This window comes from Paradesulfitobacterium aromaticivorans, assembly GCF_054657415.1.
The window spans coordinates 1,950,780-1,974,402 of sequence record NZ_BAAHYT010000010.1 but is presented as its reverse complement, the minus strand read 5'-3'; the positions used below and the strand labels follow the sequence as shown (position 1 = coordinate 1,974,402).

The following is a 23,623-nucleotide window of genomic DNA, read 5'->3' as shown; positions in this document are numbered from 1 at the left end:
TGAACTCGGCTATGAGATTTAATGCGGCTTTTTCACTGACTTGCGCCAAAAAGCCAGAACCTGGTGCTCAATATGTCCGATTAGTACTTTATCAAGCATGGCTTTAAAAAACGCCGAATGATTTAGTGACTAGGCATGTACCGCAAAATATAATTAAAAATCCCGAGTGATAACAGATGCTCTCTCACAATGGCTTCGTATCATTTTACAGGCTAGCCCCTATGTCTGCACCTGAAAATGCCTCATAATCAGCCCATAAATATCAATAATCCGGGGATTGTCCATGACTTCCTCTGTGCCACACACAATCATCGGTACGACTGAGTCTTCCTCTTCCAGGGAGCCATGACTGCCCCCGCCGGGATGAATCGGCGCTCCTTCCCCGAAGTATTCATATCCGGGCAGAGCCGAGACTACAACCCGGCTGCCGCGCCGCGCTTCCAGGGCAGATATCAAGCGAGCAAAAGCGTCCGGATAGCGTCCGTATTCAATCCTGCTGTCGGCGTCGACTGTCGCATCAATTACGGACAAATCCCCGCTGAAATTCCAGCTTTGCCCATAAATATCGCGATACGGGCCGCGGCGGGCAAAGCTAAGCTTCCTTTCCGTCCCTCCCTCAACCACAACATACCGGTTTTTGCGCTCACGCCAAGCAACCTGGGCATTGCGGTAATCGCGGGCGAGAATCCCCGCCACTTCGGGCAGAAGCTGTTTTGGTCGTTGCAACAGATACACAAAAGCCATGCGCTCATTCGGGCAAATCGCAATTTCCCGATCCCCTGTCTCTTTATCCGTGACCTTTAAGCGCTTGAACGCGCGCAAGGTGCGGTCAAGGTCAATCTGATATTCATTGTCAAGGCCAACCGTAGTCTGGGAATGATCCCCGGTCACGATAATTACATTGTCCTCTAAAGCCTTTTCCCACGGACCCAAAGCATCTAAGACCAAGCCGATCTGCTGATCCACCCGCTCCAAAGAAGGGCCGCTGCGCAAAGGCCCGTATTGATGCGAGTATTTATCATTGTCTGGCAAATATACAACCAGAAAATCCGGCTGTTGCCCCTCCCGGATAATCTGAGCGGCAATTCTGCCGGAGAAAACATCATTAAACCCAAACCGGTGGAAAATCCCTTTAGGAAAAGAAAAAGGCCCGCCTCTGAGCGGAGGATGAACCAGCTCACCCAAAACGAGTAATTTCGGACCCAACACTTTTTCTTTATACAGGCGCAAGCGGGTCGTCAAAGCCATTAAGGTAGGAATCCTAGCTAAATACTGTTCGGAGGCGCGGTGAATAAAAAAGTTTATGTTTCCGGTTATGAAACCGTTATCTTCAAGTGTCTCATGGACGGTAGGCGTCTCTTTGTTCAGATGTTCCTCATTCAGTCTCTGCAGTAAATTGCGCACGACTTTTTCCGGTCCCTGCTTGAGTACACTTTGCCACGTGGCACCGTAGTCCATGATCCGCCCTGTTTCCTCATTGTACCAGATGAAGCCGGGGACAAGGTGCCTATCCGGCCATTTCCCGGTCATGATTGAACTCGTGGCCACCGGGGTCATGGTGGGAAAAGACGAAACCACGCGTTCTGCGTAGTGGCCGTGCTCCACCAGAAATTTAAGAGCAGGGGTGTTCCCTTCGGAGAGCATCCGCCCTAAAACAATGGGATGAAGGGAATCGACAATAAAGACAATCATCTTTTTCATCTATTCCACCCCTTCCCGGAAAGTAACTTGCGCAAGAATTATACCAAATCTTTCCCGCCTTTGCTATCATCGTCCGCCCATGCATTCACTTGATTGCATGGTACGTTTGGGCATACTTCATATGCTCATGGATTTTGCACACGGCTGCCTGGCTTCATCCACGGAAGTCCTTGTTGGCACAGCGGGCAATCTTCAGGCACATAGGACGCGATCTCCAAACGAAGCAGACTGCTCAAAGGAATCCCGAAATCCACTCGACCCCCGCTGCGGTCGACCAACACTCCGACTCCCAGCGGCACCGCTCCGTACTCGTGCACCACTCCTAAAACTTCCTTAACCGAGCCGCCGGTAGTGATAACATCTTCAACCACGAGCACTTTCTCTCCCGGAGCAAGCTGGAAAGAACGGCGCAAGCGCATAATCCCATTCTCCCGTTCTGTAAAGAGAGCCCTGGCCCCTAGGGCTTTTCCTACTTCATGGGCAACCAAAACCCCACCCATAGCCGGGCCGATTACCGTTTGCACTCCCTTTCCCTGCCAGGCCTGGGCCAGTTGCTGACCGAGCTGGGCCGCCAGGTGCGGGTACTGAAGCACTTGCGCACACTGCATGTACTGAGCGCTATGCTTGCCGGAAGTAAGGAGAAAGTGCCCTTCCAGGAGAGCCCCGCTCTCCCTGAATATTTGGAGCAGCCCCTCATTACTTAGATCCTTGCTTTCAATTGGCTTATTGTTTGTGCTTTCCATAATTACTTCCTCCTTCGGCTTCGTCTTTTGCACGCGCACTTCTGTTTACGCCACCTTTGCAACTTTTGCAGCCTTTACTCTGCCCGTAAGTTACTATGCTAAAGAAGTTATTCTTCCCACAGCTTTGTCAGGGCTAAGCGGGGCTTAGCTGCGCGTGTGATGGGCCTCCCCACCACTAGGTAGGAACTTCCGGCCGCCAAAGCTGCCCGTGGCGTGAGTATTCGCGCCTGATCATCGTGCGCGCTCCAGGCAGGCCGTATACCGGGCGTAACTAAAAGAAAATTCTCCCCGCACTCCCGTCTGAGCACGGGTGCCTCCTGAGCCGAGGCCACCACTCCGTCCAAACCGGCCCGCTTAGCCAGCAAAGCTAAACGCAGGACATGTTCCTGAAGTTCTTCCGCAAGCCCCAGATCCTCAGCCAATTCTCTAGCTGTCATGCTGGTTAGAACGGTAACCCCAATCACCTTAGGCACAAGCCCAGTCTTGACACCTACCTCGCGGGCGCTTTGCGCTGCCCGGGCCATCATCTCATACCCACCGCTACAATGCACGTTAAGCATGTCAACCCCGGTCGCGGCCAGGGCCCGCACAGTGCGGGCCACAGTTGTCGGAATGTCATGCAGCTTTAAGTCAAGAAAAATCGGAAAGCCCAACTCCTTCAACTCCCGGATGATGTCAAGTCCTGCATACGCATAAAGCTCAAGCCCCACTTTGAGCCAACAGCCGCTGCCGCTAAGTTCCCGGGCCAGAGCCAAGGCTTGTTCCCTGCCTTCCACGTCCAAAGCGACCATCACTTTGTGTGTAAGCTCCTCACTCATTCTATTAACCTCCCTGCACTAACTCATTTAAGACATCAGCGAGTCTATCGAGAAGGGGCGGACACCTAGCCCCCGTTCGCTGTTTGCGACTGCCTAGATACTCCTAAATTCAGGCTTCTGTGTGCGCCCGCCCTACCAATTCGCTCACAGTTTGAAAGCCGTGACGTTCACCGTAATCCTTGAGCCCTGCGGTGATCTCGAGCGGAACCCTGGGATTGACAAAATTCCCTGTTCCGACGCTGACTGCGCTTGCACCCGCCAGCATGAATTCCAAAGCATCCTGCCAGGTTGTGATTCCTCCCATCCCTATGATGGGCAAACTCACGGCCTCTGCCACCTGCCAGACCATGCGCACTGCGACCGGGCGCACGGCCGGGCCGGAAAGCCCGCCAAACGTATTGGCGAGCACGGGACGCCTTTTTTCGATGTCAATGCTCATTCCGAGCAAGGTGTTGATAAGAGAGACTATATCTGCTCCTCCGGCGGCCACTGCCCTGGCCATCTCCCCAATGTCGGTGACATTAGGCGAGAGCTTGGCAATGACGGGAAGGTCTGTTTCTTTTTTGACTGCCGCAATGACCTCCTCTGCACTTCTGGGGTCAGTCCCGAAATACATCCCCCCGTGCCGGACATTAGGGCAGGAAATATTCACTTCCACAGCCGCTAACCCTGAATCAGAACGCAGGGCCCGGGCCATTTCCGCGTATTCTTCCAGGGCGAAGCCTGAAATGTTGACTATGACAGCCGTGGGCAGGCAGCGCAAGCGAGGCAAATATGACTTGATAAACTCTTCCAGGCCGGGATTTTCCAAGCCTACCGCATTAAGCAGTCCTGCCGGAGTCTCTGCCAGGCGCGGCACCGGATTTCCCAGACGCGGTTTAAGGGTAATGCCCTTGACTGTAATCCCGCCCAGGGCTTCAAGGGGACAATACGGAGCATACTCCTCGCCAAAACCGTAGGTGCCGGAAGCGGTAAGAACAGGGTTACGCAGGCTCAGGCCTGCAAGGGAAACATGAAGGTCAATTCCCATCCCACACGACCTCCTCTCCGCGGAAAACCGGGCCATCCTTACATACTTTAGCCCGGCGTACGTTTCCTTCCTGATCGCGGACCATAGCAACGCAGCCCAGGCAAGCCCCAACAGCGCACCCCATTCTCTCTTCCAGAGAAACTTCCAAAGACAGGCCCGCTGCCATACATTGAGCCGCTACTGCCCTCAGCATCCCGTGGGGGCCGCAGGCAGCAACCTTGGGGAAGTCAGTCTGATCCCGATCTCTCAGGCTTCTTATATGCTCTGCCAATACTTCCGTTATAAGGCCGCCATAACCAAGACTTTCATCCATCGTTGCAAGACAAACTTCCACACCAAGCTCCTGCCAAGACTCAAGCCCTGCCGCAGCCAGGAAGTCGGCATTCTCCCCGCCCCAGAAGAGCCGGACTCTTAAGCCCCGCTCACGTGCTGCGGCAGCCAAGGCGTACAGGGGAAAAGCCCCGATACCTCCAGCCACCAGCCACAGTTCCCCTTGAGCAGGTACACTAAAGCCTTGCCCTAAGGGCCCAAGGACACTGAGGCGTGAACCGGGTACAGCCTCCGCCAGTAAAGCGGTGCCCTGTCCCTGAACCCTGTAAAGTACGGTTATCTCTTCATCCTCAGGGGAAATACGAGCGATACTCAAGGGGCGTCTTAGCAAAGGATCATGGAACCTGGAAACCTGTACGTGCACAAACTGCCCTGGTTGAGCCTCACGGGCCACTGGACCCCTGAGCACAAGACGGTGCAGCTTTTCTCCCAGAGCCTCATGTTCAACCACTTCTAGTTCTTCCAGCAAGTAAAAGCTCCTTTCTCTAGCAACTCTGTACCCCTCACAATCCTTGGCGTTTTTGTCTTTGACCGGTATTTAGCCTTGGTCTAGTCCCTTGAAAACACCAATTTCCCTCCAACCCAAGTCATCACCGGAAATCCCTGTAATTCTTGACCCAAAAACGGGGTGTTCTGTCCTTTTGAGCGCAGCTCCTCTGCCCGAACCACTTCTTTATACTCCGGGTCAAACAGAACCATGTCCGCAACCTGCCCCGGCTCCAAAGAGCCGCCGGACAGACCGAACCGCCGTGCGGGAATTGTGCTCCAAGCTTCGATCACACGCTCAGGTTTTATCTTCCCAGGCTTGACTAAGTGCTGCCACATCGCTGGCAGCGCCGTCTCCAATCCGCTGATTCCAAAGGGAGCCTCAGCAAATGGACGGGCTTTCTCTTCCCAGGTATGAGGCGCGTGGTCAGTGGCGAGCATGTCGATCGTCCCGTCAGCCAAGCCCGCGAGTAAAGCCTCTCTGTCCGCCTGGGAACGCAGCGGAGGGTTAACCTTAAGCGAGGTATTGGTGAGGGTAATATCTTCGTCCGTAAACATCAGGTGATGTGGGTTAACTTCGGCACTCACATCCACCCCCCGTGCTTTCGCTGCTCTGATCATCTCCACGCCCTCACGGGTTGAAACATGAGCCACATGAAGCCTGCCCCCGGTTTCGGCGGCTAACAGCAAATCACGGGCCAGCATCGTTGTTTCCGAACTGGAGGGAATTCCTCTCAGCCCCAGGCGAGCCGAAGCCTCTCCTTTATGCATTGATCCTTTTCCTTGTAGATTGGAGTCTTCACAATGACTGATAATAAGGCACCTGGTCAGCTTTACATATTCCAAGGCCAGACGCATGAGTTCAGCATTCTGAATCCCTTTACCGTCATCAGAAAAAGCTGCCGCTCCTCCCTGCGCCAGGTCAACCATCTCGACCAACTCTTCCCCTTTCATCCCTTTGCTGACTGTCCCAACCGGATAAACACGAGCGAGTCCTGCCCTATGCCCCTGATTAAGAACGAACTCGACTAAAGCTCTTTGGTCAATGACCGGAGAAGTGTTCGCCATCGCGAGAATCGAAGTGAAACCCCCGCGCACAGCCGCCCGTGCTCCGCTTAGAATATCCTCTTTTTCCTCCTGGCCGGGCTCGCGTAAATGAGTGTGCACGTCAATCAAGCCCGGAAAGAGGAATTTTCCTTGGCCATCTACTCCCTGTACTTGTTCTCCGTTTGACTTAGCTGCCACTTCTTCTTCGGCGAATGAAGGGGCTATGGCCTGGACTTTGCCGCCTGCCACCAGCACATCGCGGACTCCCGACAGTTCCTGACTTGGATCTATTACCAGTACATTTTTAAGCCACCACATTTCCGGACCCTCCCATCAGTAGGTAGATTAGAGCCATGCGTACTGCGACCCCGTTGGTGACCTGTTCCTCGATTACAGCCCGAGGACTGTCCGCCAGCTCACTTGCGATTTCAACTCCCCGGTTCATGGGACCCGGGTGCATGACCAGGGTTTCTTTTCCTGTTCGTTTCAGCCGTTCCATGGTAAGGCAGTACAATTGACTGTATTCGCGCAGAGAAGGAAGAAGTCCGTGTTGCTGTCTTTCTAGTTGCAGGCGCAGAGCCATCACGACATCAGCCCCCGGAATCTCGGCATCGAGATCGTGGGCGAGCTTAACACCCAAAACTTTTAGCTCCGGCGGCACCAGCGTTGGCGGCCCGACCAAGACTACTTCTGCCCCCATTTTCGTAAGGCCCCAGACATTACTGCGGGCCACCCGGGAATGAAGAACGTCACCCACGATCAGGATTTTCTTCCCGGTCAGATCCCCCAGATGCTCTTGCATCGTAAACATATCCAGAAGACCCTGGGTCGGATGCTCATGCTGCCCATCTCCGGCATTGATGACTCCTGCATCCAAGTTTTCCGCCAAAAAAGCGGCAGCCCCGGATGCTGAATGCCTGACAACTACCAGATCCACGCGCATTGCCTCTATCGTCTTAGCTGTATCAAGGAGGGTCTCCCCTTTACTGACGCTGCTCTGGGCTACCGCAATACTGGAAGTGTCTGCACTCAAAACCTTAGCTGCCGTCTCAAAGGAGGTTCTGGTTCTGGTACTGTTCTCAAAAAACAGGTTCATCATTGATTTCCCCCGCAAGGTCGGCAATTTCTTGAGCGGCCGCATGAGAATCTCTTTCATAGGCTTCGTTGTGTGGAGAATGTGGAGTATTTCCTCTTTGCTCAAATTCTCCAAGTCAAGGATATCTTTGCGCTGCCACTTCATTCCTATTCCCTCCATTTATTTACATTTATTTACATTTATTTACATTTATTTACACTTACTTACACTTGCTTACACTTACCTACACTTTTTTACTTAAAAAATACTTTAACCACAGGAATGCTCATCGAAACTAAAAAATCCTCTTACCCTGAGGGCAAGAGGAACACGGCCGATTTAAACATACCTATTCCGTCTGCCCTTGCCCATCTCGCCGGATGGCCTTAAAGGGGAAACCTACTTGAGTTATTCCGGCTTTTCCGGATTTTCCAAAAGCAGAACATCATCAGCCTCGTCTATTTCCTGCACGCGCACTGACACCACTTCGCGCCGGGAAGTCGGGAGATTTTTGCCTACATAATCAGCTCGCAGAGGAAGTTCCCTATGCCCGCGGTCGACCAGAACGGCAAGCTGAACCCGCTGCGGCCTGCCTAAATCCATGGTGGCATCAAGGGCAGCCCTGGCCGTGCGCCCTGTGTAAATCACATCATCCACCAGAACCACTGTTTTGCCGTAAACACTGAACGGAACCTTGGTTTCATGCACCACTGGCTGGACGTCGATCGTGGTCAAGTCATCCCGGTACAAAGTGATGTCTAAAATACCAAGCGGTAGGGATACTCCCTCGAACTCCTCAATCATGCTTCTGATTCGTTCTGCCAGCGGCACCCCGCGGCGTCTAATCCCGATCAAGACGACATCTTCCGTCCCCTTGTTCTTTTCGATGATCTCGTGGGCAATCCGCGTCAGAGCCCGGCGGACGCCGTCAGCATCCAAGATTGTGCTTTTGACATTCCCCTCCACAGCCTGCACTCCCTTCATCTAGAGCCTGAAGCTCGCAAAATAGGTGCATACAGCATTAAGCACGTGGTGTATGGTGTGTATAGTGCAAAAAACTGTCTGCCACAAAGCAGACAGTACTTAACTGTTTTCCCCGTCTGCCTTTGGCGTCTCACAGAACACCGAATTAAAGGCGATATATTTATTTTAAGTTTACTTTACTTAAAGTAAAAAGTCAATTAGCCAGTTTTTCAACTGTTGTTGTGTACGTTATTGGTCATGCCACCCATGCCTAAGCTCATTAAGTAAGCGCTCAAAATAATCCGGCAGCGGGGTTTCAAATTCTAAGTAGTGGCCGGTGCGCGGATGCTTAAACCCTAAATGAATCGCGTGCAGAACCTGGCCCTCTAGGTTAAACGGATTGCGCTTCGGACCATAAAGAGGGTCTCCTACGACCGGATACCCTAAATACGCCATGTGAACGCGAATTTGATGCGTTCTTCCCGTCTCAAGGCGCGCTTCCACATAGGTATACTCAGCCAAGCGCTCTAAGACTTGGTAATGGGTAACTGCCTCTTTCGAATTCTGAAACGTCACTGCCATGCGCTTGCGTTCAGACGGGTCGCGGCCAATGGGAGCATTCACTGTTCCCGACGGCTCATTAATCAGGCCGTGGACGAGAGCACGGTACCTGCGCGCCACGGTATGCGCCTTAATCTGCTCCGCCAGAGCCTGGTGTGCCTCATCATTCTTAGCGACCACCAGCAGCCCGGACGTATCTTTATCTATTCGATGCACGATTCCCGGCCTCAGCACCCCGTTAATCCCGGAGAGGTCGCGACAATAATAAAGCAGCGCATGGACTAAAGTGCCCTTCCACGCTCCCGGAGCCGGATGCACCACCATCCCCTGCGGTTTATTCACGACCAGGACATCCTGATCTTCATAGACAATATCCAGGGGAATCTCTTCAGGAACCACATCCAAGACCTGAGGAGCAGGGATTTCCACCTCGACCCTGTCCCCCTCCCGCATCTTATAATTGGCTTTTTTCGTGCTCCCGTTCACATGCACATGGCCCTCATCAATAATTGTCTGGATAAAAGAACGGCTTTTGTCCAAAGCTGCGGCCAAGGCCACATCTAAACGCTCGCCCGGCGGCAGAGAGAGGATTGAGCTTTTGCTCGTTAATACTTTTTTCACCAAACTTCTTTACTCCCATAATTTCTTCAGCTCTTAAACTTTCTTCATCCTCTAATGCGGCATGGCCGTCTACCCTTATCCTTCACACTTACCTCTGCTCGCCCGTTCCTGCCGGTAAAATTCAAAGAGTAAAAGTCCTACCCCAATCACAATCATGCTGTCCGCGAAGTTAAAGACGTAAGACCATACTTGGAAATCCAAATAATCAATCACCCGTCCGATCGCCACCCGGTCATACAAATTCCCCAGTGCGCCGCCGCCGATCATCCCTAAAGCAAGGCGGATGAGTTTTTCTTCACGGGGTATGCGAAATTGGGCTATTACCACCGCAATCAGCACGATTAATGCAGTCACAATAAAAATCCAGGTGCGACCGGCGAATAACCCGAATGCCGCCCCTGGGTTAAGCACAAATGTCAAGTGAAATAATTTGGGTATCACTACAATGGACTCATTCGGAATAAATTGCCCCTGAACCCACACTTTCAGGAGACGGTCGATGATCCAAACCGCAATCATCGTTAGCCACACCAGCAATCCTTTGCCCTCCCTGTTTTTAGATTCATCTTAACATAGAAGGCCCAGACGGGCAAACTACATCCCAGACGGCTATATTCACGCTGGCCTTAAGTTACCTAAGTGAAAAAGCCCCGCCCGGCTACGTAATTAACCGGACGGGACCGAACGGGAAGCTTTGCTATTTAGTCAGCATAAACCCGCCGACCAAGATAACACCAATTACAGTAGAACCGATAATTATATTGGTCATTTTATCCGCTTCGAACTTTTGCGCTAGATTGGACTTAGAAAAAAGATAGCCTAGGATGAAGAACAATAAGATATCAAAGACTCCGTGGGTAATCCAGTGATGTCCGGTCAAGGCTTTCATCCAGTCCATGAGGGGCGTATAGGTTTCCTTGACGATTACCAATAAACCGTTGAATATGCTAACGACTGCGAGTGAAAGGCCAAATCCTGCAGTTGACTTGCTTAAGACGCTGTTTTCCATCTTACTTCCCTCCTAAGATTCCAAGTCTTAATCCCTGAGTGATAAAGGAACCGAAACCTTCCATGCCTAAGCCCAGAATGACCATAATAATAGCTACAACAATGCCCAGTTTCCTAATGCTTTTACTTTCCAAAAGCTTATTATTATAGATGATGACAGGGAGAAACATGCTGAGAAGCAGCAATAGAAAGAATATGTGCTCCTTGGTCTCCATAAAAAAGTCGTGCGCCTGCGGAAAAGGCCCTTTTTTGATCAAAGCTTTGTCGGCCGCATAATAGACAACATACCACCAACCGCCAATAACATAAGCCAACCAGTTAAAAACTGTGGTTAAAGCACTGGCAACTTTAATTCGGCTCCAATTCTTCTCGTTGAAATTTAAGAGTTCGACCAAAACCCAAACAGCGGTAATAATTCCCCACACTCCGAAAACAACGTGGGGCATCGTCAAGAAACTAGTAATCATTTTTCTTACCTCACTTTCCTATCTCTGATTTTGTACGAAAACGAAGTTTATTTTTCAAATTGACCTTACCCGTTCCTCCTTTCACATTGTTCCGCTTGAGGATTCAGCATTGCTTTATCCTCTCAATTGCCAAAAGCTACTTGTAGTTTTACCTTCTCTAAGGCCAATTATGACATTTAGGAAAAGTTTGTGATAGTAAACTTTATCTCTAAAAAAGGGAGCAATGTCCTAAATTTCTCAGGACATTGCTCCCCATGGGCCTATATTTACTCCAGACGGTAGCGCACTGCAAAAGCAGCCGCTTCCGCCCGGTTGTTTAGCTCGAGCTTAGCCAGCAATTGGGTTACATAATTGCGCACCGTCTTTTCACTTAACACCATTGAGGCGGCAATTTCTCTGTTAGTCTTGCCCTTGGCGATTAATAGTTAGAATTTCTTTACAGGCCTCATAGAAGCGGCTGTGCACCGTATTTTTGAGTAATATGCCAAAACCCATGAGAAAGAAAATGAGGGGATAGATAAAATAGACTAGCACTATATTGCTTTCAAAAAACTTGGCTAACATATTTGTTCCCTTCTTCTTAAATCTATGAATACAATTGCTCTTTTTAATTATAACATAAATCCCCCAGTCATATTCCTTCTGAAATTTGACTGTACTTGTTAAAGAAAGTTTTGTAACCTAGCTGCACCAAGAGGATAACCGTCAAAGAGACACTACCCATGATCCCAAGCATAATCGCAATCTGATATTCAATGGCCAGCAAAGGAGAAGCTCCGGACAAAATCTGCCCGGTCATCATTCCCGGCAGAAAGACAATGCCCATGCCGACCATAGAATTAATCGTAGGCATAATGGCGGCATCGTAAGTATTATTAATGATGTCCCTGGAAGCCATTTTAGGAGTAGCGCCAAGCATTAAAGCGGTCTCTACCAAGTGCTTCTGAGAATGCATCCCGTCAACAAGCCTACTCACCCCTAAAGAAATCCCAGTCATGGCATTGCCGATCAGCATTCCGGCAATCGGAATAAAGTATCTTGGCTCATACCAGGGCGCGATGTTAACCACAACCAATATAAAGTAAAGCGTACTTACTAAAGAACCCCCTATCATCGACAGGGCAATAATTCGCTTAAGCTTGAGCGAAACCTGGCGTTTAACCCGCTTAAAAATATTGAAAACAGCGAAAACCTCCATCACGGCAATAATAACAATGGTGTAAAGCGGATGGCTGTTGGCAAAAACATAGGCTAGCAAGTACCCTACTAAAACTAACTGAACTGTCATCCGAACACTAGCAATAAGGATTTCTTTTTCCCGGGGGATGCCCTTTACTTTAACAATCACCATCAGGATGAGAACGAAAATATAAGCTGCAGCCAATCGCCAAAGTGTGAGATCTATTGTCTGGTCCATTTATACATCTCCTTCCCTTCCATCAGCAACACCCAATACTGCTTGCTCGGCTGTCTACTACCTTGCTTGCATGGCTGTTTACTATTTTTGCTCGTAGACTGATTTCACCAGACCCCGTTCGATTTCCACAATATATTCCCCATACTTCTCCGCAATTTTCCTGGCATGGGTGACCATAATCAGAGTTCTTCCCTTATCCTTAACATACTTGACCAAGCTCTCGATCAAGATTTCCTCCGTGTCCTCGTCCAAAGCTGAAGAAGGTTCATCTAGGAGCAAAACTTCCGGTTCCATGAGGAGCACCCTTCCCAGGGCCAGGCGCTGTTTCTCCCCGCCCGAGAGGTGAGCGGCCTCTACTTCAAGTTCCTTTTTAAGAGATACCTGCCTGAGCACTTCCCTGAGCGCGTCATCCCCCGGCAAGGCTTTCTCTGCAAATTTTAGACCAATCAGCAAATTTTCTCTTACACTTCCATCAAACACCACCGGGGTCTGCCCCAACATTACAACCCGGCGTCTCAGTTCGATTGGGTCTATTTCATACAGGGACTGCTTATGCCAAAGAATAGAGCCGCTGTCACAAGTGGCAAGATTGTTTAATAGGCGTAAAAGTGTGGTTTTGCCGCTCCCGCTCTCGCCGACCAGGCAGCCTATTTTGCATTGAGGCAAAACTAAGTGCTTAATATCCAAGATACCCTTATACCGGACGTTATTTAGAACAAACACGTTAGTACAACTCCTTATTAACTTGCGGCTTCTCCCAATGTGCCCGCTTTGTTATACTTTTCCGATTAGCCCAACAGCCAAGCCTTTTTTGTTATCCCTCTTCCACTATTTCGTGGAAAAGCTCTGAAGTTTTTCGCTTAGCCTCTGCCAATACCCGTTCCCCTTTGGCAGTTAGGCTGTAATATTTACGCACTTTCCCTTCAACAACTCTTTCTTCTTTGTCCAGAAGTCCATGCTCCTCAAGGGTATGCAAAAGGGGATAAAGCGTACCGGGACTCACATTGTATCCGTGGCGCTGCAACTCCTCCATCATCGCTAAGCCGAAAACAGGCTCGATTTTGGCGTGATGCAGGATATGCACCTGCATAAATGCCAGAAACAGCCTGCGAGTGATTACTTTTTCCAAGCTATCACCTCATTTACGTTTCTCGATATCGTTCTTCGATAATGATATCATAGACCATGCTCAATAGCTATAGCTATAGCTGTAGGTATAACTAAAGCACCTATAGGGTTTGGATTACAAAAAATTGTTTGCTCCTCATGAACTCATCAGCTTTTCGATTCGTCCTATAAATAAAAAGGTGAGGATTGCTTAAACACCTATAATCTCTTGGAGGAGGAAAAATCTTGAATTCGTTTGACCTTTTTGGTTATCATTTAATTAACAGGTGGGCAGGCCATATCCCTTTTTTAGACAGTCTCATGTCCTTTATGGCTCAAACAGGCTAAAGCTAAACCTTAATTTTTCTTAAACCTAGCGATCAAAAGTAAAGCAGGTGTTTCCTATGAAAAAAAAGCTCTCCGTCTTACTAGTGTTAATCGCTTTATCTGTCACAGGCAGTTTTTTATTTTACACCTACAGCAATTACAAAATCCATGCCGATTTCTCCCCGCTCCCCCTCGTTTTTGACCCCTATACCTCGAGTTCCAGTTATGACTGGAACGGATCAGTTGTAAGCATCACGGGAGGCTTTGTCAAAGGTAAGATGAAAGAGCAGGATGGGCAAGAAAGTTTGCTCTTAAGATCCCTTGCTCCCACATCCATCATCAGTATCAAAGGAAACAAGGAAAATAGGAACCTCCGCTTGCGTTTGGAAAACGTTAATCCCGCTACGGTTGCCGTTACTAATCCAAGCGAAAGTTTTCAAGTCATTGATCCGCATACCATTCTCTTTAAGACAGCAGTCGCACCCAATGAGGAAAAATCAATTGAGCTCACCCTCAAAGAGCCTCGAGCTTCCGAATTCGTGATTCTCGGGGACAATCGCAACGGCTATAAGACCTTCGGTCAAATCATCGATCAGATTAACTCTTTCCGTCCTGCTTTCGTCATTGATAACGGAGACTTGGTCTTCGGAGGGGAACCGAACCGGTATCGGCTGTTCTATGAAACCGTCGCCAAGCTTCAGGTTCCCCTCTACACCACTCTCGGCAACCACGACATCCGTGAAAACGGCCGCGGTATTTACACCACTCTTTTCGGTCCTCCTTATTACTCTTTTGATTATATGGGCACGCATTTCGTCTTCTTAGACAGCTCCCGCGGCTGGACTGAGAAGCAGGCGATCCCGGAAGAGCAGTATCAATGGTTGGAAAGTGATTTGCAAAAAGCTCAAGGCAAGCGCATTACTGTTATTACTCACATTCCGCCCAGCGATCCGAGGGCAGACCTTCAGCCTAACACTTATCCGGACAAGCCGCAAACTGAGAAGAACAGCCTTATTGAACAACAATTTCAAAAGCTGAGCGGGACCAACAATTTGGATCATGCCTTTCCCAACAAGGAGGAAGCGAAGCGTTTTGAAGGGTTAATGACTAAATACGGCGTGAACACGGTCTATCTGTCTCATATCCACGCCTTCTTCAGCTTTACTAAAGACAAGGTGAACTACATAATCAGCGGGGGGGCAGGCGCGGAGCTTCTGACCAAGGACAGCTATTACCATTACATCAGGGTGGCGCTGAACAGCAAGGACAATTACCTGCAAGTTATTCAGCTTCCATCCCCGCCCAATGCGCTCCAAGACCGTTACCTGGCAGCACTAGGGCTGTTTGCGAGCTCAACTTACAAGGAATACCGTCCCCTTGTACTGGGAATTGGAGGCCTTATTGCTCTCCTGCTCGGGTGGCTGCTCTGGCTTAATCGCCACAGGTGGTGGAACCGCGTCAAAAGCATTGGGCTGTGGCTATATCACATCCTTAAATTTGCCATTGCTGAGTTCAGAAACACAGTACTTCAAAAAAAATAGGGCCAATCACAGGATAAAAAAAGAAGAAAAAACATTCCGTCAAACGCTCTTCTTCCCGTGATCAATGTCGCTAGAGACGTTTTCAAACCTTATTTTGTGTAGACAAAAAGCAACTTAAATGTTATGATTAAGTTGTTAGGAAAAAGAAGTGAAATTTCTTCCAACGTTTCCCCTGGTTTTAACACACGCCACAAATCTTCTTAGGATTCGCTATTTACTGAACTTAACCACGGATTGAGGCCCTTGCGGAACCGCCTAACGCGGTTCCTTTGTTTTTATTGTAGTAAAGAACAATCCAAATAAGCATTGAAGGGGGAGCTAAAGCAAAGTAGAAAGGAGAAATGTTCATGAGGTTACTCATTGTTTCGAACAGACTGCCGTTGAACGGGGTTCAAAAGGAAGGCAAACTCATATTTGAGCAAAGCGCTGGGGGGCTTGTCTCTGGCTTAAGTGCCTATTTAGACTTGTTGAAAAGCACCTCGGCCCAGGACATAGAGTATGTCTGGATCGGGTGGCCGGGAATCACGGTGCAGGACAAGATGCAAACTGAAGTGAAGAGCGTCTTAGGCGATCTCCACGCTTCTCCGGTATTCTTATCGGAAGAGGCTATGGACAAATTTTATCTGGGTTTTTGCAACAAGATTATTTGGCCCTTGTTTCACTATTTTCCATCCAACACAGTCTATGACAAGGATTACTGGCTCCAGTACCAAGAAGTTAACAAGATCTTCAGGGATGCCGTGTTGGAGGTAATAAAGCCAGGGGATGTAATCTGGGTGCACGATTACCACCTTATGCTCCTGCCGGGCCTGCTCCGGGAGCAACTGCCCCACACTCCCATCGGCTTTTTCCTGCATATTCCGTTTCCATCCTATGAGCTCTACCGGCTGCTGCCGTCTGCTTGGGGCCAAGAAATCCTGCGCGGGCTCTTAGGTGCAAATCTCATCGGCTTTCACACGCATGAATATGCCCAGTATTTCTTACGGTCGGTGCTGCGAATTTTGGGATATGAACACAAGCTCGGGCAAATCCTATCCCAGGATCATGCTGTTAAAGTTGACACCTTTCCCATGGGCATTGACTACCAAAGATACCACTCAAGCCCCATCGGTTCAGAGTTTGAGCAAAACCTGAAGGAACTGGAGCAACTACTTGACGGCTTCAAGGCCGTTCTTTCGGTAGACCGCTTAGACTACAGCAAAGGAATCAGCAACCGCCTGCAGGGATACAAGCTGTTTTTGGAGAACAATCCCCAGTGGCGCGAGCAAGTGGTTCTGCTCATGATCGTTGTTCCTTCTCGCGTTGGAGTTGAACATTACCAGCAAATGAAACGGCAGATTGATGAACTTGTAGGCGAGATAAACGGCCGCTTCGGCACGCTTAACTGGACCCCGATTATTTACCAATATAAGTTTTTGCCGCTTAACTCTCTGCTGGCCATGTACAGACAAAGTGACGTAGCTTTAATTACTCCCCTAAGGGACGGGATGAACTTAATTGCCAAAGAATATGTGGCTGCCCGCACTGATCAAACAGGTGTGCTTATTCTGAGCGAAATGGCCGGTGCCGCCAAAGAACTGGGAGAGGCTCTGATCATCAATCCCAACAACATTGAAGCCATTGCTGGAGCTTTGCAACAAGCTTTGGCAATGCCTGAGACAGAGCAGAAAAAGCGCAACGAAGTCATGCAGCAGCGGCTCAAACGTTACGATGTGGTGCGCTGGTCAGGCGACTTTATTCAGGAACTGTTGCAGGTGCAGAAAGGACAATCCAGAACACGTCTGCTAGACCAACACAAACAGACCTTGCACGCTGGTTTCCATCAGACCGACAAACGCTTGCTGCTTCTTGACTATGACGGGACACTGGTTCCGTTTACAGACAGCCCTGACCAAGCCAAGCCTGATAAGGAACTTCTGGATCTTCTGAAGAGTTTAGCGAACGCTGATACGGAAGTCGTTATTATTAGTGGCAGGGACAGAGCGATACTTGAAACTTGGCTGGGCTCCTTAGATATTACACTGGTGGCTGAGCACGGAGCATGGCTCAAAAGGCGGGGAGAGCAGTGGAGTTTGAGCAAACCTCTGGTCAACTCTTGGAAACGCCAGCTCATGCCGATGCTCGAAATGTATGCCGACAGACTCCCCGGCTCATTTATCGAAGAGAAAGAATTCTCTCTGGCTTGGCACTTCCGCCAAGCTAATCCGGAGCTTAGCGCCGCCTGTGCTCGAGAACTAATGGACGAGTTGGTGGCTTTCACCTCCAACATCGATATTCATATACTGCAAGGCAACAAAGTAATTGAAGTCAGAAACTCTGAGGTGACGAAAGGATCGACCGGCCTCTATCTTGCGCTCACACACAACTATGATTTTATTCTGGCCATCGGGGATGATACTACCGATGAGGACTTGTTTGCCATCCTCGCACTTGAGCATTCCTGGCCCGGCGTGTTGCCGCCAAATACTTTTACCATTCGCGTTGGCACAGACAAATCTCAGGCCAGCTACTTCCTGCCCAGTTATGTGGAAGTGAGGGAAATGCTCCAGGAGCTTTGCCGGTGGGATTAGGAGATAGGAGACAGGAGTCAGGAGACAGGAGCAGGGAGGCATACTGAGAGACCCGCTGAAAACATTTTCAAAGACCTACTGGTATATTCTCGGTGTATTCTGAATTCTGACTACTGAATTCTGACTACTGAATTCTGACTACCAAAATACAAACGAATCATCAAAGGGGTTAGCGTAAATGCCTAAAAAAAAGTGGTGGAAAGAAAGCGTCGTTTACCAAATCTATCCCCGTAGCTTTAAAGACAGCAACGGGGATGGCACCGGAGATCTGAAGGGTATAATCTCCAAGCTTGATTACCTGCAGTACCTGGGGGTTAACGTGCTCTGGCTCTGCCCAGTCTATCGTTCCCCCAATGTGGATAATGGGTATGACATCAGCGATTACCGGGGAATCATGGATGAGATGGGCACCATGGCAGACTGGGAGGAACTGCGGGACGGACTGCACAGCCGTGGCATGAAGTTAGTGATGGACCTGGTAGTCAATCACACTTCAGACCAACACTGCTGGTTTCTAGAGTCTCGCTCAGGCAAAGACAACCCCTACCGCAATTACTATATTTGGCGGCCGGGCAAAGACGGCAAAGAGCCGAATAACTGGTCCTCGGAATTCGGCGGTTCAGCTTGGGAGTATGATGCCTTGACCGGAGAGTATTATTTGCACGTCTTTTCCAAGAACCAACCCGATCTTAATTGGGAAAACAAAAAGGTGCGTTACGAAATCTACGATATGATGAAGTGGTGGCTGGATCAGGGCGTTGACGGGTTTCGAATGGATGTGATCAACATGATTGCCAAAGACCCTAAGCTGCCTGATGCCCCACCCAAAGACAGCTCTCCTTATCAATGGGGAGGGCAGTTCTTCATTAACAGCCCCCGCTTGCAATATTACCTCAGAGAAATGCATACTAAAGTTTTGTCTAAATACGACCTTATGACCGTGGGGGAGACCCGTTGGGTTGACGCGGACAAGGCGCGCATTTTTGTAGATGAGTACCGCCATGAACTGAACATGCTCTTTCAGTTTGAGCTGTTGGAACTGGATTACGGACCCAGCGGCAAGTGGGAGAAAAAAGCCTGGGAACTGGCGGACTTTAAGCGCATCATAAGCGACTGGCAAAAGAAACTTGCAGACACCGGCTGGAACAGCCTCTTTCTAAGCAACCACGACCATCCCCGCATGGTTTCCCGTTTTGGCAATGACAGCACCTACCGGGTGGAGTCGGCAAAAATGCTCGCTACTTTGCTTCATACCCTCCAAGGTACACCTTACATTTATCAAGGGGAAGAAATCGGCATGACCAATGTCCGTTTCCCTAGCATTGAGCATTATCGGGACATCGAAACGCTCAACATGTATGAAGAAGGTCTGAAGAACGCCAAAGACCTGAAGGAATTAACGGAAGTAATTTATGAAAAAGGACGGGACAACGCCCGCACCCCGATGCAGTGGGATAACAGTCCTCATGCCGGTTTTACGGACGGCACTCCCTGGATTCCCGTTAATCCCAATTACCGCGAAATCAATGTCAAGCAAGCCCGGCAAGATCAGAATTCTATCTTGCACTATTACCGCAAGCTCATAGAACTGCGCCGCCAATACCCCCTCCTTGTGTACGGGGATTATCATCTGCTTGTGCCTGAGCACACCCAGATCTATTCCTATCTGCGCCATTGGAACGAGGAAACCCTCTTGGTAATTCTGAATTTCTTCCAGGAGAGTGCCTCTTTTACCCTTCCGGAAAAGGTCATCTTCAAGACCGGCAGACTGCTCATTGCCAATTACCCGGACACTAAAGCTGAAATTGTTGCGCGAGATCTTAAGAAAATCTCCCTGCGCCCGTACGAAGCGCGCGTTTATTTGCTGAATTAGCCGTAGGAGAGGGTGTGTGTTTTGCTAGAGCAAGTTTTAGCGCAACTGGAGAAAGAATTATCTATCTCTCAGAGCAAGATCTTAAATATTGCCTCCAGTTTTCAGGAGCACATGGAGCAAGGTTTAAGCGGACGCGTAAGCTCGCTTAAGATGTTTCCCTCCTATCTCCGGGCTCCGAGCGGCTACGAAGCCGGTGTTTTTCTAACCCTTGATTTCGGCGGCTCGAATGTCCGGGCTGCTGTCGTCGGGCTTAAAGGAAAGAGGAAATTTCTGGAATTACATAAGCTAGCCCGGCCTTTGTCAGACCCCGAGTCCGGGCGCGACTACCGCGCCGCAGCCGTGACGGCTGAAGAACTCTTCGACTTTCTCGCAGGGATAATTCAAGAAGTGCTAATTAACTCTCCTGCGAATCCCACGATGAATTCCAGCACTTCAGAACCACTTCCCCTGGGTTTCGCCTTCTCCTTTCCCTATCGGCAAAGAAGGATAAACGAAGGAATTCTCCTCAACTGGGATAAAGAAGTGAAGACTTCCGGGGTAGTCGGGAAAGACGTCGGAGAATTGCTCTCAGCTGCCCTGGAACGCCGGGGACTAGGCACTCTGGTTAAACCCACGGCCATTATCAACGACACTGTGGCCACCTTCCTGACAGCAGCCTATCAAGACCCAAACGTAGACATCGCCTCGATCATCGGCACCGGACACAACACCTGCTACCTTGAACAGAAAGCACCGGGATTTGATGCTCCTGTCATAATAAACACCGAGTCCGGGAACTTCTCCGCCGCTCCGGAAACCGCCTTTGATCAAAGGCTAGATCAGAAAAGCGATAACCCAGGGGAGCAAAGATTCGAAAAAATGCTCTCCGGCAAATACCTCGGAGAGCTTTTCCGTCAGATTGTCCTGGATTTTTCCCACCGGGGGCTTCTTGGCACGCTTAATAATCCCCCTGCCCGCTGGAACCAACCCTATTCCGTAAGCGGCAAAGACTTGGCCCTGATACTTACGAAGGAAGATTCCGGCTTACTTGATCCAGGAAAAGACTCTCTGCGCAGCCTTTTAGCCCAGAGTGGTGAGCTCTTTGCTCTCAAACAGATCGCCCATATACTCACAAAACGTTCAGCCCGGTTGGTGGCGGCCAGCTTGATCGGGGTTGTCCGACATCTCGACCCGCACCTCGACAATCGTCACACTGTCGCGATTGACGGCTCCCTGTACGAAGGAATGCCTGGCTACGCCCAGGAACTAACTGCTGCCTTAAGTGAAGCGTTAGAGAGTAAAACGAGCCTGGTCACAGTTAAATTGTCAGCTGGCGGCTCCCTTACGGGGGCCGCCATCGCAGCGGCCTTAACCGAGATAAAATAATGGCTGCGTAGTATTTTTATTAGAGCTAACATTTTTTGGTCGAGAATAAAAAACACCTTTTCTAGGCACGCGCTACGACCCCAATGTCAGTCCTTGAGAATCACTATAAGCCCCAAAGCCGCCAAAAGTCCCATGCCGCCCCCGAAGTAAAAAGGTGCCGCCGGGCCGAACAGATCCCATAAAAAGCCGGCGATAAAGGATGCAGGAAGCAACGCTGCCCCTACGAGGGCCGCGTGCAGCCCTATGACAGTCCCCCGCAGATGTGTCGGGGCAATGTCCACCAGCAACGCTTTTTCCACGCCTTCAGTAAACGCAATATAAATCCCGTACACGATGAACAAGGTCCACATCGTAGATAGGTTGGTCACCCGCGCAAACGCAAAATACACCAGAGCATAAACCAAATACCCCGCTACCAGCACACGCTTGCGCCCGATGCGGTCGGAAAACCTTCCTGCCGGGTACGAAAGAACCCCATAACTCAAATTGTAAACCAGATAGAGCAAGACAACTAACGGAGCCGAAGCTCCAAGGCCGCTGGCCCTCAGCAGTAAAAATTGGTTGGATGAGTTCCCGAGGGTAAAAACAAACGCCAGGATCAAGAACGCTTTAAGCTTACTGTCAAGCTGGGACCAGGAGAATGAAAATTTCTTGCCGCTTGCTTTAAGCTCCCGTGGCTGCCTCACGAAAAAGAGAACTACAACTCCTAAGAAAGCCGGAATCATAGACAAGAAAAAAATACGCTTATAACCTTGTGCATCGCTGACGAGCAGAAGATAGGCTATCCCCACTCCAACCGCTGCGCCGAAAGTGTCCATCGCCCGGTGCAGTCCGAACGCATGCCCGCGGGCTTTGGCATCGGCTGAATCTGCGATCAGAGCATCGCGCGGGGCCGTGCGGATTCCCTTCCCTAAACGGTCTACTACTCTGGCGAGCAAGACCCCGCCCCAAGACCCGGCCAGAATGAGCGTAACTTTCCCGACAAAGGAACTGCCGTAGCCAACGATCGCCAGTTCCTTTTTCTTTTTCGTCTTATCTCCCCAGTACCCCGAAAACACCTTCAGCAAACTGGCCAAACTTTCGGCAATCCCTTCAATAATACCGACCACCGCCGGGCTCGCGCCCAGAGTCGAAGTAAGAAAGATCGGCAGCAGAGGGTAGACCATCTCCGTGCTGATATCGGTCAATAAACTTACAATTCCTAAAACAATTACGTTAAACAAAGCTCTCCACCCCAACGGTACTCTGATGCTCCGAATCCGGCATGATTGACCTGATCTCGGTATCCGGATATCTTATCACTTCACCATTATAAACCCGCATCCGAGAATTTCAAAAAACCCCGAATGTCACCATAACAGTCGGGGTAAACATCTATTTGTTGCCCTTCGAGCTAGCCCCTCGCCTACCGCCCATGCTCACTGCTGGAATGGTTGGTATTTTCCCTCCCAGGCTCGCGCACGGTCGGAATCGTCTCAATATCCTGCACGGCCCCCACCCACTCGTCAGAGTCTTCCCAAAGATCGCTCGCTCTCTCAATATCCCTGTTCGTCCCTAAGTCCTGGAGGGTATCCGAACTACCGTAGCGGGCAACGGCCTGCCACGAGTCTTCCCCATCGAACTCCACTTTCCCGGTGCTGTCGTTAAAGGTACGGGCGAAAGGCCGGTTCAAAATCTCATTTTCTACCGGTTCCCGATAAAGGGAATGCTGTTCTTCCTGTTCCTCTTCCCGACTGCATTCCGTGCACACGGTTGTATAGGGCAGCGCTTCCAGGCGTGCGAGCGGAATTTCACGGCCGCAGTGCTCACACGTTCCGTAAGTACCGTTTTCCCATCTCTCCAAAGCTGCATCAATCGCCTCAACCTTATGCAGGAGGCGGTCGTGAATAGCCACATCCCGCGAGCGCTGGTAAACCTCAGAGCCGATGTCTGCCGGATGATTATCAGCGAGTGACAATTCGGCCAAAGAATCGCGCATATCCCCACTGATCAAGTTGGCCGCCAGCTCAAGGGAATTTTCTTTTTCTTCCTTCAGGGCTTCAATTAAGCGGGAATACTGTGCTCTCTTCTTGGTTGCCATACTTTTTGACCTCCTCACAATCCTAAAACCTATCCCAAAACTTAGTCGCTTATATAATTAGCTCTCCTTATCTACTTCCAATATGCTCATTCACAATCTCCACCAGATCTGCGATCACTCCGCCAATAAGGGGCAGATTAAGCACTCCCAACCATTTCAACACCATAATTGCCAAGCCTGCCAACAAAGTTGCCCCAATGGCAGCCCCCAAGCCCCGAGCCAATCCGGTTGCAAAGTTTATGAGCAGCAGTCTTCCGGGGCGGTTCAGATAAGTGATATAATCGGCAAGCCGCATTTGCTCAAGGATTTTCGCCAGTTTTGCCACTTGCCCCTGAACTTCCTCTAACTCCGGCTCCAGTACAAGCTCTGCACTTTCATCCTGTTTCTCTTCCGGGTAGCTAAGCTCAGCATTTTTAAGCTTTATGAACCTAAGCTTGCTAGTTAGGGAGCGCGATTTCTCCACTACGAGCATCACCTCAGTTATTAACCTTGA

General features: G+C 49.9%; 24 protein-coding genes. 4 read left to right on the top strand and 20 right to left on the bottom strand.

Annotated features, from left to right (window positions below; all coding sequences use genetic code 11):
* Positions 1–219: 219 nt before the first annotated feature.
* From ACYQ2N_RS15410 to ACYQ2N_RS15330, 17 genes are all read right to left on the bottom strand, one after another.
* A complete protein-coding gene (locus ACYQ2N_RS15410) occupies positions 220–1,701 on the bottom strand; it encodes an alkaline phosphatase family protein (RefSeq protein ID WP_460000153.1) in 1,482 nt (493 codons plus the stop codon).
* A gap of 125 nt (positions 1,702–1,826) precedes the next feature.
* On the bottom strand, positions 1,827–2,444 hold the full coding sequence (pyrE, locus tag ACYQ2N_RS15405; RefSeq protein WP_460000151.1) for an orotate phosphoribosyltransferase: 618 nt from the start codon (positions 2,442–2,444) through the stop codon (positions 1,827–1,829).
* A 107-nt stretch (positions 2,445–2,551) separates the two neighbouring features.
* Positions 2,552–3,262 (bottom strand): orotidine-5'-phosphate decarboxylase, encoded by a 711-nt coding sequence (gene pyrF, locus ACYQ2N_RS15400; RefSeq protein WP_460000150.1) that lies wholly within the window; start codon positions 3,260–3,262, stop codon positions 2,552–2,554.
* A 109-nt stretch (positions 3,263–3,371) separates the two neighbouring features.
* Entirely contained in the window at positions 3,372–4,292 is a 921-nt protein-coding gene (locus ACYQ2N_RS15395; protein ID WP_460000149.1) for a dihydroorotate dehydrogenase, read from the bottom strand.
* Entirely contained in the window at positions 4,282–5,091 is an 810-nt protein-coding gene (locus tag ACYQ2N_RS15390) for a dihydroorotate dehydrogenase electron transfer subunit (protein ID WP_460000147.1), read from the bottom strand. The genes ACYQ2N_RS15395 and ACYQ2N_RS15390 overlap by 11 nt, the downstream gene beginning before the upstream one ends.
* Before the next feature lie 80 nt (positions 5,092–5,171).
* On the bottom strand, positions 5,172–6,473 hold the full coding sequence (locus tag ACYQ2N_RS15385; protein WP_460000146.1) for a dihydroorotase: 1,302 nt from the start codon (positions 6,471–6,473) through the stop codon (positions 5,172–5,174).
* Positions 6,460–7,395, bottom strand: coding sequence for an aspartate carbamoyltransferase catalytic subunit (locus tag ACYQ2N_RS15380; protein ID WP_460000145.1), 936 nt, complete (start codon positions 7,393–7,395; stop codon positions 6,460–6,462). The genes ACYQ2N_RS15385 and ACYQ2N_RS15380 overlap by 14 nt, the downstream gene beginning before the upstream one ends.
* Positions 7,396–7,638: 243 nt before the next feature.
* Positions 7,639–8,196, bottom strand: a complete 558-nt coding sequence (gene pyrR / locus ACYQ2N_RS15375; RefSeq protein WP_460000144.1) for a bifunctional pyr operon transcriptional regulator/uracil phosphoribosyltransferase PyrR — start codon at positions 8,194–8,196, stop codon at positions 7,639–7,641.
* Between the two features lie 246 nt (positions 8,197–8,442).
* Complete coding sequence (locus tag ACYQ2N_RS15370) at positions 8,443–9,375, bottom strand: RluA family pseudouridine synthase (protein ID WP_460000143.1); 933 nt, start codon at positions 9,373–9,375, stop codon at positions 8,443–8,445.
* Between the two features lie 75 nt (positions 9,376–9,450).
* Positions 9,451–9,912 (bottom strand): signal peptidase II, encoded by a 462-nt coding sequence (gene lspA, locus ACYQ2N_RS15365; RefSeq protein ID WP_460000141.1) that lies wholly within the window; start codon positions 9,910–9,912, stop codon positions 9,451–9,453.
* A 160-nt stretch (positions 9,913–10,072) separates the two neighbouring features.
* Positions 10,073–10,384: a hypothetical protein gene (locus ACYQ2N_RS15360; RefSeq protein ID WP_460000140.1), complete on the bottom strand. Its 312-nt coding sequence runs from the start codon at positions 10,382–10,384 to the stop codon at positions 10,073–10,075.
* A gap of 1 nt (position 10,385) precedes the next feature.
* Complete coding sequence (locus tag ACYQ2N_RS15355) at positions 10,386–10,850, bottom strand: hypothetical protein (RefSeq protein ID WP_460000139.1); 465 nt, start codon at positions 10,848–10,850, stop codon at positions 10,386–10,388.
* Positions 10,851–11,116: 266 nt separating this feature from the next.
* Entirely contained in the window at positions 11,117–11,230 is a 114-nt protein-coding gene (locus ACYQ2N_RS15350; protein ID WP_460000138.1) for a LuxR C-terminal-related transcriptional regulator, read from the bottom strand.
* Positions 11,231–11,249: 19 nt separating this feature from the next.
* A complete protein-coding gene (locus ACYQ2N_RS15345) occupies positions 11,250–11,414 on the bottom strand; it encodes a hypothetical protein (protein ID WP_460000136.1) in 165 nt (54 codons plus the stop codon).
* 67 nt (positions 11,415–11,481) lie between these two features.
* Positions 11,482–12,267: an ABC transporter permease gene (locus ACYQ2N_RS15340; RefSeq protein ID WP_460000134.1), complete on the bottom strand. Its 786-nt coding sequence runs from the start codon at positions 12,265–12,267 to the stop codon at positions 11,482–11,484.
* A gap of 81 nt (positions 12,268–12,348) precedes the next feature.
* Positions 12,349–12,990, bottom strand: coding sequence for an ABC transporter ATP-binding protein (locus ACYQ2N_RS15335; protein ID WP_460000133.1), 642 nt, complete (start codon positions 12,988–12,990; stop codon positions 12,349–12,351).
* Between the two features lie 91 nt (positions 12,991–13,081).
* Entirely contained in the window at positions 13,082–13,357 is a 276-nt protein-coding gene (locus ACYQ2N_RS15330) for a PadR family transcriptional regulator (protein ID WP_460000556.1), read from the bottom strand.
* Positions 13,358–13,778: 421 nt separating this feature from the next.
* Here ACYQ2N_RS15330 and ACYQ2N_RS15325 point away from each other — a divergent pair, with 421 nt between their 5' ends.
* From ACYQ2N_RS15325 to ACYQ2N_RS15310, 4 genes are all read left to right on the top strand, one after another.
* Positions 13,779–15,242: a metallophosphoesterase family protein gene (locus ACYQ2N_RS15325; RefSeq protein ID WP_460000132.1), complete on the top strand. Its 1,464-nt coding sequence runs from the start codon at positions 13,779–13,781 to the stop codon at positions 15,240–15,242.
* A 347-nt stretch (positions 15,243–15,589) separates the two neighbouring features.
* Entirely contained in the window at positions 15,590–17,812 is a 2,223-nt protein-coding gene (locus ACYQ2N_RS15320; protein ID WP_460000131.1) for a bifunctional alpha,alpha-trehalose-phosphate synthase (UDP-forming)/trehalose-phosphatase, read from the top strand.
* 178 nt (positions 17,813–17,990) lie between these two features.
* Positions 17,991–19,685 (top strand): glycoside hydrolase family 13 protein, encoded by a 1,695-nt coding sequence (locus ACYQ2N_RS15315; protein ID WP_460000130.1) that lies wholly within the window; start codon positions 17,991–17,993, stop codon positions 19,683–19,685.
* A 21-nt stretch (positions 19,686–19,706) separates the two neighbouring features.
* Positions 19,707–21,050, top strand: a complete 1,344-nt coding sequence (locus ACYQ2N_RS15310) for a hexokinase family protein (RefSeq protein ID WP_460000129.1) — start codon at positions 19,707–19,709, stop codon at positions 21,048–21,050.
* Between the two features lie 86 nt (positions 21,051–21,136).
* Here ACYQ2N_RS15310 and ACYQ2N_RS15305 read toward each other — a convergent pair whose 3' ends face one another.
* From ACYQ2N_RS15305 to ACYQ2N_RS15295, 3 genes are all read right to left on the bottom strand, one after another.
* Entirely contained in the window at positions 21,137–22,273 is a 1,137-nt protein-coding gene (locus ACYQ2N_RS15305; protein ID WP_460000128.1) for an MFS transporter, read from the bottom strand.
* A 182-nt stretch (positions 22,274–22,455) separates the two neighbouring features.
* Positions 22,456–23,130, bottom strand: coding sequence for a TraR/DksA C4-type zinc finger protein (locus tag ACYQ2N_RS15300; RefSeq protein ID WP_460000127.1), 675 nt, complete (start codon positions 23,128–23,130; stop codon positions 22,456–22,458).
* 67 nt (positions 23,131–23,197) lie between these two features.
* A complete protein-coding gene (locus ACYQ2N_RS15295) occupies positions 23,198–23,593 on the bottom strand; it encodes a DUF5665 domain-containing protein (protein ID WP_460000126.1) in 396 nt (131 codons plus the stop codon).
* Between the last annotated feature and the right edge of the window lie 30 nt (positions 23,594–23,623).